Here is a 12,620-nt window from a genome sequence, read left to right as displayed (position 1 = left end):
AAGAAAAGAGAATTTGCAATGTCAAAAGAAAAAGTCATATTAGCCTATTCTGGTGGACTTGACACCTCTGTTGCCATTACTTGGCTCAAAAAAGACTATGATGTAGTCGCTGTTTGTATGGATGTCGGTGAAGGAAAGGATTTAGCTTTTATTCATGACAAGGCGCTAAAAGTTGGTGCTATTGAGTCCTATGTTCTTGATGTTAAAGATGAATTTGCGGAAAATTATGTGCTTTATGCCCTACAAGCACATGCTATGTATGAGCAAAAATATCCTCTAGTCTCAGCGCTTAGCCGTCCGATTATCTCTAAAAAGTTAGTTGAGATTGCTCACAAGACAGGAGCTACCACTATCGCTCATGGTTGTACAGGTAAGGGAAATGACCAAGTGCGTTTTGAGGTTGCAATTGCTGCCCTTGATCCAAGTTTAAAAGTAATCGCCCCTGTCCGTGAGTGGAAGTGGTCTCGTGAAGAAGAAATCACATATGCCAAAGAAAATGGTGTACCTGTTCCAGCAGACCTTGATAATCCATACTCTGTTGACCAAAATCTCTGGGGACGTGCCAATGAATGTGGGATTTTAGAAAATCCGTGGAATCAAGCACCAGAGGATGCTTTTGGAATCACTGCTGCAGCCGAGGATGCTCCCAACACACCAGAGTATGTTGACATCACGTTTAAAGAAGGGATACCTGTTGCTTTAGATGGAAAAGAGATGAAGTTAGCAGACCTCATCCAGACCCTAAATAATCAAGCTGGTAAGCACGGTGTAGGTCGAATTGACCATGTTGAAAATCGTCTTGTTGGGATCAAATCACGTGAGATTTACGAATGTCCAGGTGCTGTGACGCTCCTAGCTGCTCACAAGGAAATTGAAGATATTACTCTAGTGCGTGAGGTTTCTCATTTTAAGCCAATTTTAGAAAATGAACTCTCTAATCTCATCTACAATGCCCTTTGGTTTAGTCCAGCTACTAAATCGATTATTGCCTACATTAAAGAAACGCAAAAAGTAGTCAATGGTACTGCTAAAGTAAAACTTTACAAAGGGCAAGCCGTCGTTGTTGCTCGTCAATCAGAAAACTCCCTCTACGATGAAAATCTAGCTACTTATACATCAGCTGATAGTTTTGATCAAGAGGCAGCTGTAGGCTTTATCAAGCTATGGGGATTGCCAACACAAGTCAATAGCCAAGTCAATCATCCTAAGCAAGATGACTAAAGCTTTTAACAGATAAAATGATAAAAAGGACAGAGTATGACAGAAAATCATAAATTATGGGGCGGACGTTTTGAAGCAAGCCTTGAAAAATGGGTAGAGGAATTTGGTGCTTCCATTTCTTTTGATCAGAAGATGGCGCAATATGATATTGAGGGGTCTATCGCTCATGTGACGATGTTGGGTAATGCTAATATCATCTCAAAAGATGAAGCAAAGATGATTAAAGAAGGACTTGAAACCTTACTGTCTAAATATCAAGCAGGAGAGCTGAGATTTGATGTCACCAATGAAGATATTCATATGAATATTGAGCAGTTGTTGACCGATGAAATTGGTAGTGTCGCAGGAAAACTACATACTGCACGTTCACGCAATGATCAAGTTGCAACTGATATGCATCTGTATTTGAAAGCGAAGCTTGATGAAGTACTTGCTAAACTAAAACATTTACGTCATGTTATTGTCAAGCTGGCTGAGGATAATATTGAAACCATCATGCCGGGCTATACACATCTTCAACATGCTCAGCCTATTTCCTTTGGACATCATTTGATGGCTTACTACAGTATGTTTACACGAGACAGTGAACGTTTTGAATTTAATGTCAATCATGCTGATATTTCTCCGCTTGGAGCCGCTGCTTTGGCGGGGACGACTTTTCCGATTGATAGACATTTGACAACTGATTTGATGGGCTTTTCTGTACCTTACCGTAATTCATTGGATGCGGTATCTGATCGTGATTTTATCTTAGAATTTCTTTCCAACTCTAGTATATTGATGATGCATATGAGCCGTTTTTGTGAGGAAATTATCAACTGGTGTAGTCACGAATATCGGTTTGTCACCTTGTCTGATACTTTCTCGACAGGATCTTCCATCATGCCACAAAAGAAAAATCCTGATATGGCAGAGCTTATTCGTGGAAAGTCTGGTCGAGTTTATGGTAATCTCGTCGGTTTATTGACTGTGATGAAGTCACTTCCTTTGGCGTACAATAAAGATTTACAAGAGGATAAAGAAGGTATGTTTGATACCGCAGAGACAATCACGGTGGCAATTGATATCCTTGCAGGCATGCTTGATAGTATGACAGTCAATAAGGAGCGCATGAGTCTTTCTACTCAAAAAGATTTCTCCAATGCTACAGAGCTCGCAGATTATCTTGCTAGTAAAGGTGTTCCTTTCCGAAAAGCGCATGAAATTGTAGGAAAGCTAGTTCTTGATTGTAGTAAGAAAGGTATCTACTTGCAAGATGTCAGTCTAGAGAGTTACAAAGCCTTGTCTGATGTTATCGACCAAGATATTTACACTGTTTTAGATGCTTATAATGCAGTCAAGCGTCGTCATTCTCTTGGTGGTACTGGCTTTGATCAAGTTAAATGGCAAATTGAGCAGGCAAAAGCAGAGTTAGATTAAGCAAAAAGCACCTTGTAGGGTGCTTTTTTATACTCTGAATGCTTTTTGAGCTGTGATAAGTTTATTTGCAATACGTTCAATATCACTAGATGTACCACGCAACTCAAACTCATCTAAAACAGGAAAGTTAAAACGTTTAGCATATTGTTTAGCTGTTAAGCAAAATTGATGATTAAAATTTCGGTTGCCAGAACCGACAATACCATAGCAATGCTTGTAGTTATCATGAGCAGCGATAAAATCTCCAAGAGGTGTCGTTAAGATTTCGATATCTCCGTTATCTACACCGTTGCCTCCTTCAAGATAGGTTGGTAGCATAGCGACAAAAGGTTCACACACAGCAAAAGTGGTATGATTGAGTTCTTTGATATTGATAAGCTTGGTGTCTATTTGTTGTTGCTCTTTTAAGTAGTTTGATAAGCGTTTGACAAAGCTTTCAGTATTGCCACTAAGGCTAATATAGACGATAGTAATAGTCATGATTCCTCCTGATTGTCAATAGTGTAACAGAATGTTGCCTCTCTTGCAAGAGTTCTTTAGATTGAGGACTTTCTCTTTTTGTCTTAAAAGTGGTACAATAGGAGAAAGACAATTCAGATGAGGAAATGTATGGCAAAATTTGTAAATGTAACAGGTGACGAAGTTGTAGCAATCACTAAAAAGTATATGAATGATTTTGACGTAGCTTACGTCAAAAAAGCGCTTGATTATGCGACAGAAGCTCATGTCACACAGGTGAGACAATCAGGAGAACCTTATATTATTCATCCTATTCAGGTAGCTGGTATCTTAGCAGATTTGCAGCTAGATGCAGTTACAGTAGCATGTGGCTTTTTACATGATGTGGTTGAGGATACTGATCGAACGCTTGATGATATTGAAAAAAACTTTGGTAAGGATGCGCGTGATATCGTTGATGGTGTGACCAAGCTTGGTAAGGTAGAGTACAAGAGTCATGAGGAGCAACTAGCAGAGAATCACCGCAAGATGCTCATGGCAATGTCAAAAGATATTCGTGTCATTTTGGTCAAGTTAGCCGATCGCCTGCATAATATGCGAACGCTAAAACATTTACGTAAGGATAAGCAAGAGCGTATCTCACGCGAGACAATGGAGATTTATGCGCCATTGGCACATCGTTTAGGGATTAGTCGTATTAAGTGGGAACTAGAAGATTTATCATTTCGTTACCTCAATGAGGTTGAGTTCTATAAGATTTCTCACATGATGAGCGAAAAACGTCGAGAACGTGAGGCACTGGTCGATGAGATTGTCGATAAAATCAAAGCTTACACCGAAGAGCAGGGACTCTATGGTGACGTGTATGGACGTCCTAAGCATATTTACTCTATTTATCGTAAAATGCGAGATAAGAAAAAACGCTTTGACCAGATATATGACTTGATTGCTATTCGTTGTATTATGGAAAGCCCAAGTGATGTTTATGCTATGGTTGGCTATATTCATGAGTTGTGGCGTCCGATGCCGGGACGTTTTAAAGACTATATTGCAGCGCCAAAGGCAAATGGCTATCAATCTATTCACACAACAGTCTATGGTCCTAAAGGTCCTATAGAAATTCAAATTCGTACCAAAGAAATGCACGAAGTTGCAGAGTATGGGGTAGCGGCGCATTGGGCTTATAAGAAAGGAATTAAAGGTAAGGTCAATTCCGAAGAGCAGGCTCTTGGGATGAACTGGATTAAAGAACTGGTTGAGTTGCAGGCAGATTCTGGAGGAGATGCTAAGGAGTTTGTTGATTCTGTCAAGGAAGACATTTTTACAGAGCGAATCTATGTCTTTACACCGACAGGTGCTGTGCAAGAATTGCCAAGAGATTCAGGACCGATTGATTTTGCTTACGCCATTCACACACAAGTTGGCGAAAAAGCAACTGGTGCTCGTGTTAATGGGCGTATGGTTCCTTTGACGGCTAAGCTTAAAACAGGTGATGTTGTTGAAATTATCACCAATCCCAACTCCTTTGGGCCGAGTCGTGATTGGGTCAAGATTGTTAAAACCAATAAGGCTCGCAATAAAATTCGTCAATTTTTTAAGAATCAAGACAAAGAGCTATCTGTTAGCAAAGGACGTGATATGCTGTTATCTTATTTCCAAGAACAGGGTTATGTAGCCAATAAATATTTGGATAAAAAGCATATTGATGCGATTTTACCTCGTTTCAGTGTGCGTAGTGAGGAAGCTCTTTATGCATCAGTTGGTTTTGGTGATTTAAGTCCTGTGGCTGTCTTTAATCGTTTGACAGAGAAGGAACGCCGTGAGGAAGAGCGTGCAAAAGCTAAAGCAGAAGCTGAAGAACTCATGAATGGAGGCGAGATAAAAAAAGAGAAAAAAGAAGTCCTTAAAGTCAGAAGCGAAAACGGTGTAATTATCCAAGGTGCCTCAGGTTTACTTATGCGTATTGCCAAATGTTGTAACCCTGTACCAGGTGATGCCATTGAAGGTTATATCACCAAAGGACGTGGAGTAGCTATTCACCGTGCGGACTGTCACAATCTTAAAAGTCAAGAAAACTATGAGCAACGTTTGGTTGATGTGGAATGGGACGCTGCAATAAATGACTCCAAAGATTATATGGCAGAAATTGATATTTATGGTCTAAATCGTAGCGGTTTGTTAAATGATGTTTTACAAACTCTTAGCAATGCTACCAAAAGTATTTCCACTGTCAATGCCCAGCCAACAAAAGACATGAAATTTGCTAACATCCATGTTAGTTTTGGTATTCCAAATCTATCTCATCTTACGACAGTTGTTGACAAAATAAAAATTATTCCTGATGTTTACTCTGTTAAGCGTACAAACGGTTAAGGAGATGGCTATGAGAGTGATTATTCAACGAGTTAAAATGGCACGAGTTGTAGTATCAGATAAGGTCATCTCTGAGATTGGTGAGGGTCTGTTGCTTTTTGTTGGTATAGCACCAGATGATACTAAGAAAGATTTAGATTACGCTTGTCGCAAAATTGTCAACATGCGTATCTTTTCAGATGAATCTGGCAAGATGAATTTATCGGTTAAAGATATCAAAGGCAGTGTGTTATCGGTATCACAATTCACTTTATTTGCTGAGACTAAAAAAGGTAATCGTCCTGCTTTTACAAATGCAGCAGAGCCAGTACTTGCTAAGCGATACTACGAGCAGTTCAATCGCCAGTTAGCGCAAAACGTTCCAATACAGACAGGCATTTTTGGATCTGATATGCAGATTAGTCTTGAAAATGATGGACCAGTTACTATTATCCTTGATACAAAGCAACATTAAGTTTTTACAGCAAAAAAATGTGAGAATCCATTGACGAAAATGGTGAAACGTGTTACTATAATAAACGGTACTTTTTACTTTTGGTCTCTCAAAAGTGTACAGAGACGTGCTGACAATAGTTGCAAAGTACACACAGATGGTAGCTGTCACCGAGTGTATCATCAACCAAAACTAAAAAACAGGAGAATGTAGATGCCCACAATTAACCAGTTGGTTCGTAAACCACGTAAATCTAAAGTAGAAAAATCTAAATCACCAGCTCTTAACGTTGGTTATAATAGTCACAAAAAAGTTCCAACTAATATTTCATCACCTCAAAAACGTGGTGTTGCAACTCGTGTTGGTACAATGACACCTAAAAAACCAAACTCTGCCCTTCGTAAATTCGCTCGTGTACGTTTGAGCAACCTAATCGAAGTAACAGCTTACATTCCAGGTATCGGACACAATCTTCAAGAGCACAGTGTTGTCCTTATCCGTGGTGGACGTGTAAAAGACCTTCCAGGGGTACGTTACCATATCGTTCGTGGTGCGCTTGATACTGCAGGTGTTGCTGATCGTAAACAAAGCCGTTCTAAGTACGGTGCTAAACGTCCTAAAGGATAATAGAAGGGAGATAAGAAAAAATGAGTCGTAAAAATAGAGCGCCAAAGCGCGAAGTATTAGCTGATCCATTGTACAATTCAAAACTTGTAACACGTCTTATCAACCGTGTTATGCTTGACGGAAAACGTGGAGTGGCTGCAAGTATCGTTTATGGAGCGTTTGAACAAATCGCTGAAACAACTGACACGAATGCTCTTGAAGTATTTGAAGAAGCTATGGATAACATCATGCCTGTACTTGAAGTGCGTGCACGTCGTGTCGGTGGTTCTAACTATCAAGTTCCAGTTGAAGTACGTCCGGAACGTCGAACAACTCTTGGACTTCGTTGGTTAGTGAATGCTTCACGTGCTCGTGGTGAACACACTATGAAAGAACGTCTTGCAAAAGAAATTATGGATGCTGCTAACAATACAGGTGCTTCAGTTAAGAAACGTGAAGATACTCATCGTATGGCTGAGGCTAACCGTGCATTTGCACACTTCCGCTGGTAAGACAAGATGTAAAGACGTTAAGCAAATGTTAGCCAAAATAGAAATCTTGGTGGGAAAACTTCAATCTCTAAGAAGGATTATCTTTTTGGCAGATATTTGTAGTCTGAATTCTATTTCATAGGATGTGACTGCTTACAAAGAATGAGTTCACATTTTATAAATGATGAGAAGAACGGGTAGGTCCTGCCTATCCGTTTTTTCCAAATAATGGTATAATAGCTAAGTAAATTAAAAATATAGGAGAACATAATGGCACGCGAATTTTCACTTGAAAAAACTCGTAATATCGGTATCATGGCTCACGTTGATGCTGGTAAAACTACTACAACAGAGCGTATCCTTTACTATACTGGTAAAATTCACAAGATTGGTGAAACTCACGAAGGTGCATCTCAAATGGACTGGATGGAGCAAGAACAAGAACGTGGTATCACTATCACTTCTGCTGCGACAACAGCTCAATGGAAAGACACTCGTGTAAATATTATTGACACACCAGGACACGTGGACTTCACTATTGAAGTGCAACGTTCTCTTCGTGTTCTTGATGGTGCAGTAACGGTTCTTGATGCACAATCAGGTGTTGAACCTCAAACAGAAACTGTTTGGCGTCAAGCGACTGAGTATGGAGTTCCTCGTATCGTATTTGCCAACAAGATGGATAAAATTGGTGCTGACTTCCTTTACTCAGTAAGTACTTTGCATGAACGTTTGCAAGCAAACGCTCACCCAATCCAATTGCCAATCGGTTCAGAAGATGATTTTCGTGGTATCATTGACCTTATCAAGATGAAGGCTGAGATTTATACCAATGACCTTGGTACAGATATCCTCGAAGAAGATATTCCAGCAGAATACCTTGAACAAGCTCAAGAATACCGTGAAAAATTAGTTGAAGCAGTTGCTGAAACTGATGAAGACCTTATGATGAAGTACCTTGAAGGTGAAGAGATCACAAATGAAGAGTTGAAAGTGGCTATTCGCAAAGCAACGATTAATGTTGAGTTCTACCCAGTTCTTTGTGGTTCAGCTTTCAAAAACAAAGGTGTCCAATTGATGCTTGATGCGGTTATTGACTATCTTCCAAGCCCCCTTGATATCCCAGCTATCAAGGGTGTCAACCCAGATACAGATGAAGAAGAAACTCGTCCAGCTTCTGATGACGAACCATTTGCAGCGCTTGCTTTCAAGATTATGACTGACCCATTTGTAGGGCGTTTGACTTTCTTCCGTGTTTACTCTGGTGTGTTGAACAGTGGTTCTTATGTTTTGAATACAAGCAAAGGAAAACGTGAACGTATCGGACGTATCCTTCAGATGCACGCCAATACTCGTAAAGAAATTGAAACGGTTTATTCAGGTGACATTGCCGCTGCTGTTGGTTTGAAAGACACCACAACTGGTGATTCATTGACTGACGAAAAAGCTAAAGTTATTCTTGAGTCAATTGAAGTTCCAGAACCAGTTATCCAATTGATGGTTGAGCCAAAATCTAAAGCTGACCAAGACAAGATGGGTATTGCGCTTCAAAAACTCGCCGAAGAGGATCCAACATTCCGTGTTGAAACGAACGTTGAAACTGGTGAAACAGTTATTTCAGGTATGGGTGAGCTTCACTTGGATGTCCTTGTTGACCGTATGCGTCGTGAATTCAAGGTTGAAGCAAATGTAGGTGCGCCACAAGTATCTTACCGTGAAACTTTCCGTGCTTCTACTCAAGCTCGAGGATTTTTCAAACGCCAATCTGGTGGTAAAGGACAATTTGGTGATGTTTGGATTGAATTTACACCAAACGAAGAAGGAAAAGGCTTCGAATTTGAAAATGCAATCGTCGGTGGTGTCGTTCCTCGTGAATTCATCCCTGCAGTAGAAAAAGGTCTTCAAGAATCTATGGCTAACGGTGTTCTTGCTGGTTATCCTATGGTTGACATCAAAGCGAAACTTTATGATGGTTCATACCATGATGTTGACTCATCTGAAACGGCCTTCAAGATTGCTGCTTCCCTAGCATTGAAAGAAGCTGCAAAAACTGCACAACCGGTTATTCTTGAACCAATGATGCTTGTAACTATCACTGCACCAGAAGAAAATCTTGGGGACGTTATGGGACATGTGACAGCTCGCCGTGGACGTGTGGATGGTATGGAAGCTCGCGGTAATACTCAGGTGGTTCGTGCTTATGTGCCACTTGCAGAAATGTTTGGTTATGCAACTGTTCTTCGCTCAGCTACCCAAGGACGTGGTACTTTTATGATGGTATTTGATCATTACGAAGACGTTCCTAAATCTGTTCAAGAAGAAATCATTAAGAAAAATAGTGGTGAATAATCACTGATAAAATAAGAAGCACGAAAGTGCTTCTTATTTTATCTTATGATGTGATATGTTTGTCAAAAAGGAAACTCTCTAGTTACTTTTTAAACTTATAATAGCAAAAAGATTGCAATTTTAATGAAAAAAGTATATAATATGAAGTGTTGAAAGGACTTGAATAACTAATCAAGTTAATCTTTTCACATTGTTTGAGAGCTTGTCTCTCTTAAAAATATTATTTAATTGATTTTCATAAGGAGGAAATCACTAATGGTAGTTAAAGTTGGTATTAACGGTTTCGGTCGTATCGGACGTCTTGCTTTCCGTCGTATCCAAAACGTTGAAGGTGTTGAAGTAACTCGTATCAATGACCTTACAGATCCAGCAATGCTTGCACACTTGTTGAAATATGATACAACTCAAGGACGTTTCGATGGTACTGTAGAAGTCAAAGAAGGCGGATTTGAAGTTAACGGTAAATTTGTTAAGGTTTCTGCTGAACGTGATCCAGAACAAATCGACTGGGCAACTGACGGTGTAGAAATTGTTCTTGAAGCTACTGGATTCTTTGCAACTAAAGCTGCTGCTGAAAAACACTTGCACGAAGGCGGAGCTAAGAAAGTTGTTATTACAGCTCCTGGCGGAAATGATGTTAAAACTATTGTTTTCAACACCAACCATGAAATTCTTGATGGTACTGAAACAGTTATCTCAGGTGCTTCATGTACAACTAACTGTCTTGCACCAATGGCAAAAGCTTTGCAAGATAACTTTGGTGTAAAACAAGGTTTGATGACTACTATCCACGCTTATACCGGTGACCAAATGGTTCTTGATGGACCACACCGCAAAGGTGATCTTCGCCGTGCTCGTGCTGCAGCAGCAAACATCGTTCCTAATTCAACTGGTGCTGCTAAAGCTATTGGTCTTGTTATTCCAGAATTAAACGGTAAACTTGACGGTGCTGCACAACGTGTTCCTGTTCCATCTGGATCAGTTACTGAATTGGTAGCAGTTCTTGATAAAGAAGTAACTGTTGAAGAAGTGAATGCAGCTATGAAGGTAGCTTCAAACGAATCTTACGGTTACACAGAAGATCAAATCGTATCTTCTGATATCGTTGGTATCTCTTACGGATCATTGTTTGATGCAACTCAAACTAAAGTTCAAACTGTTGATGGACACCAATTGGTTAAAGTTGTTTCATGGTACGATAACGAAATGTCATACACTTCACAACTTGTTCGTACTCTTGAATACTTCGCAAAAATTGCTAAATAATTTTTGTCAGCTAAAAAGAAACTAGAGTTTTCTCTAGTTTCTTTTTTATTTTAGATTATTTTTAGAAACTTTGTGAAAAATATGGTATAATATAACGGTAAAAAAATTATAAGGAGCTTTACTAATGGCTAAATTGACTGTTAAAGACGTTGATTTGAAAGGCAAAAAAGTTCTTGTCCGTGTTGACTTTAACGTGCCTTTGAAAGATGGCGTTATCACTAACGATAACCGTATTTCTGCGGCTCTTCCAACTATCAAGTATATCATCGAACAAGGTGGTCGTGCAATTCTTTTCTCTCACCTTGGACGTGTTAAAGAAGAAGCTGATAAAGAGGGTAAATCTCTTGCTCCAGTAGCAGCTGATTTGGCAGCAAAACTTGGTCAAGAAGTTGTCTTTCCAGGTGTTACACGTGGTGCTGAACTTGAAGAAGCTATCAACAACCTTAAAGATGGTGAAGTTCTTCTTGTTGAAAACACTCGCTTTGAAGATGTTGACGGTAAAAAAGAATCTAAAAACGATCCAGAACTCGGTAAATACTGGGCTTCACTTGGTGATGGTATCTTTGTTAACGATGCATTTGGTACTGCACACCGTGCACATGCATCTAACGTAGGTATTTCTGCAAATGTTGAAAAAGCCGTTGCAGGTTTCCTTCTTGAAAATGAAATTGCATACATCCAAGAAGCTGTTGAAAAACCAGTTCGTCCATTTATCGCAATCCTTGGTGGTTCAAAAGTTTCAGATAAAATTGGTGTTATTGAAAACTTGTTGAAGAAAGCTGATAAAGTCCTTATCGGTGGTGGTATGACTTATACATTCCTTAAAGCACAAGGCATCGAAATCGGTAACTCACTTGTTGAAGAAGACAAACTTGATGTTGCTAAAGAACTTTTGACTAAAGCTGACGGTAAATTAATCCTGCCAGTTGACTCAAAAGAAGCTAATGCTTTTGCTGACTACACTGAAGTTAAAGATACTGAAGGTGCAGCTGTAGATACTGGATTCCTTGGTCTTGATATCGGTCCAAAATCTATCGCTAAATTTGACGAAGAATTGACTGGTGCTAAAACAGTTGTTTGGAACGGACCTATGGGTGTGTTTGAAAACCCTGACTTCCAAGCTGGTACAATCGGTGTAATGGACGCTATCGTTAAACAACCAGGCGTTAAATCAATTATCGGTGGTGGTGACTCAGCTGCGGCAGCTATCAACCTTGGTCGTGCAGACAAATTCTCATGGATTTCTACAGGTGGTGGAGCTTCTATGGAATTGCTTGAAGGTAAAGAACTTCCAGGTCTTGCAGCACTTACTGATAAATAATGCGTAAAAGAGTTGTTTTTACAGCTCTTTTCGTTTTGGTAAAGTTATGCTAGAATAGAACTAATCAAAAAGATTAGGATGTGTTATGTTAAAAAAATACAAGTTTTCATTTGATAAATTTCATTTGGGAATGAGGACGATTAAAACAGGTCTTGCTGTTTTTATTGTTTTATTAGTTTTTCATATCTTTGATTGGGAGGGGCTACAAATTGGTGCTTTGACGGCTGTCTTTAGCTTACGTGAAGATTTTGATAAGAGTGTCCATTTTGGTGTGTCACGCATTATTGGAAACAGTATTGGTGGGCTGTTAGCTCTTCTCTTTTTTTTGCTAAAGATTTGGTTTTGTGAGGCATTTTGGGTTACGCTCTTTTTTGTTCCGATACTGACTATGCTATGTATCATGGTAAATGTTGCTATTGATAATAAATCAGGTGTCATAGGAGCGGTAGCGGCCTTACTTATTATTACACTCTCTATTCCTACAGGCAATACGATTTTATATGTTTTTGCAAGAGTATTTGAGACTTTCTGTGGTGTCTTTATTGCTACTTTGGTCAATACTGATATTGATTGGTTGCGACAGCGAGTTCTTAAAAAGAAAGCACAAAAAAGATGATGTTATAAAATATAACATAAATTCTTGACATAATTTGGTAAAGGTTTTATAATGAAGTAGTGAAAG

General features: G+C 39.3%; 11 protein-coding genes. 10 read left to right on the top strand and 1 reads right to left on the bottom strand.

Annotation, left to right across the window (positions count from 1 at the left end; translation table 11 throughout):
* Positions 1 to 18 precede the first annotated feature (18 nt).
* Positions 19 to 1,221, top strand: coding sequence for an argininosuccinate synthase (locus NXS10_RS05915; protein WP_259138726.1), 1,203 nt, complete (start codon positions 19 to 21; stop codon positions 1,219 to 1,221).
* A gap of 36 nt (positions 1,222 to 1,257) precedes the next feature.
* Entirely contained in the window at positions 1,258 to 2,640 is a 1,383-nt protein-coding gene (argH, locus tag NXS10_RS05910; RefSeq protein WP_259138724.1) for an argininosuccinate lyase, read from the top strand.
* A 27-nt stretch (positions 2,641 to 2,667) separates the two neighbouring features.
* Here argH and nrdI read toward each other — a convergent pair whose 3' ends face one another.
* Positions 2,668 to 3,123 (bottom strand): class Ib ribonucleoside-diphosphate reductase assembly flavoprotein NrdI, encoded by a 456-nt coding sequence (gene nrdI / locus NXS10_RS05905; RefSeq protein ID WP_373318038.1) that lies wholly within the window; start codon positions 3,121 to 3,123, stop codon positions 2,668 to 2,670.
* A 126-nt stretch (positions 3,124 to 3,249) separates the two neighbouring features.
* On the opposite strand from nrdI, the gene NXS10_RS05900 reads away from it, so the two are divergent.
* The 8 genes from NXS10_RS05900 to NXS10_RS05865 all read left to right on the top strand — a co-directional run bounded on the left by NXS10_RS05900 (position 3,250) and on the right by NXS10_RS05865 (position 12,554).
* Positions 3,250 to 5,472 carry a RelA/SpoT family protein gene (locus NXS10_RS05900; RefSeq protein WP_259138722.1) on the top strand — a complete coding sequence of 741 codons (2,223 nt, stop codon included), beginning with the start codon at positions 3,250 to 3,252 and terminating at the stop codon, positions 5,470 to 5,472.
* A gap of 10 nt (positions 5,473 to 5,482) precedes the next feature.
* Entirely contained in the window at positions 5,483 to 5,926 is a 444-nt protein-coding gene (dtd, locus tag NXS10_RS05895; RefSeq protein ID WP_259138720.1) for a D-aminoacyl-tRNA deacylase, read from the top strand.
* 192 nt (positions 5,927 to 6,118) lie between these two features.
* Positions 6,119 to 6,532, top strand: a complete 414-nt coding sequence (rpsL, locus tag NXS10_RS05890; RefSeq protein WP_115271088.1) for a 30S ribosomal protein S12 — start codon at positions 6,119 to 6,121, stop codon at positions 6,530 to 6,532.
* Positions 6,533 to 6,552: 20 nt separating this feature from the next.
* The gene (gene rpsG / locus NXS10_RS05885; RefSeq protein ID WP_259138718.1) at positions 6,553 to 7,023 is read left to right on the top strand and encodes a 30S ribosomal protein S7; all 471 of its coding nucleotides are present in this window, start codon (positions 6,553 to 6,555) and stop codon (positions 7,021 to 7,023) included.
* Between the two features lie 249 nt (positions 7,024 to 7,272).
* Positions 7,273 to 9,351, top strand: coding sequence for an elongation factor G (gene fusA / locus NXS10_RS05880; RefSeq protein ID WP_259138716.1), 2,079 nt, complete (start codon positions 7,273 to 7,275; stop codon positions 9,349 to 9,351).
* A gap of 255 nt (positions 9,352 to 9,606) precedes the next feature.
* Positions 9,607 to 10,617, top strand: coding sequence for a type I glyceraldehyde-3-phosphate dehydrogenase (gap, locus tag NXS10_RS05875; protein ID WP_259138714.1), 1,011 nt, complete (start codon positions 9,607 to 9,609; stop codon positions 10,615 to 10,617).
* 124 nt (positions 10,618 to 10,741) lie between these two features.
* Positions 10,742 to 11,938, top strand: a complete 1,197-nt coding sequence (locus NXS10_RS05870; protein ID WP_259138712.1) for a phosphoglycerate kinase — start codon at positions 10,742 to 10,744, stop codon at positions 11,936 to 11,938.
* A gap of 85 nt (positions 11,939 to 12,023) precedes the next feature.
* Complete coding sequence (locus NXS10_RS05865; protein ID WP_259138710.1) at positions 12,024 to 12,554, top strand: FUSC family protein; 531 nt, start codon at positions 12,024 to 12,026, stop codon at positions 12,552 to 12,554.
* Positions 12,555 to 12,620 lie beyond the last annotated feature (66 nt).

It is taken from the genome of Streptococcus sciuri (assembly GCF_024814375.1).
GTDB classification, from domain to species: Bacteria; Bacillota; Bacilli; order Lactobacillales; family Streptococcaceae; genus Streptococcus; species Streptococcus sciuri.
The sequence above is the reverse complement of the archived record's forward strand: the minus strand, read 5'-3'. Positions and strand labels throughout refer to the sequence as shown.

What these genes read in the sequence shown, in the direction of transcription:
- NXS10_RS05865 (WP_259138710.1), top strand. Translation starts at nt 12,024, where the DNA reads ATGTTAAAAAAATACAAGTTTTCATTTGATAAATTTCATTTGGGAATG.
- fusA (WP_259138716.1), top strand. Translation starts at nt 7,273, where the DNA reads ATGGCACGCGAATTTTCACTTGAAAAAACTCGTAATATCGGTATCATG.
- NXS10_RS05870 (WP_259138712.1), top strand. Translation starts at nt 10,742, where the DNA reads ATGGCTAAATTGACTGTTAAAGACGTTGATTTGAAAGGCAAAAAAGTT.
- gap (WP_259138714.1), top strand. Translation starts at nt 9,607, where the DNA reads ATGGTAGTTAAAGTTGGTATTAACGGTTTCGGTCGTATCGGACGTCTT.
- rpsL (WP_115271088.1), top strand. Translation starts at nt 6,119, where the DNA reads ATGCCCACAATTAACCAGTTGGTTCGTAAACCACGTAAATCTAAAGTA.
- argH (WP_259138724.1), top strand. Translation starts at nt 1,258, where the DNA reads ATGACAGAAAATCATAAATTATGGGGCGGACGTTTTGAAGCAAGCCTT.
- NXS10_RS05915 (WP_259138726.1), top strand. Translation starts at nt 19, where the DNA reads ATGTCAAAAGAAAAAGTCATATTAGCCTATTCTGGTGGACTTGACACC.
- NXS10_RS05900 (WP_259138722.1), top strand. Translation starts at nt 3,250, where the DNA reads ATGGCAAAATTTGTAAATGTAACAGGTGACGAAGTTGTAGCAATCACT.
- rpsG (WP_259138718.1), top strand. Translation starts at nt 6,553, where the DNA reads ATGAGTCGTAAAAATAGAGCGCCAAAGCGCGAAGTATTAGCTGATCCA.
- dtd (WP_259138720.1), top strand. Translation starts at nt 5,483, where the DNA reads ATGAGAGTGATTATTCAACGAGTTAAAATGGCACGAGTTGTAGTATCA.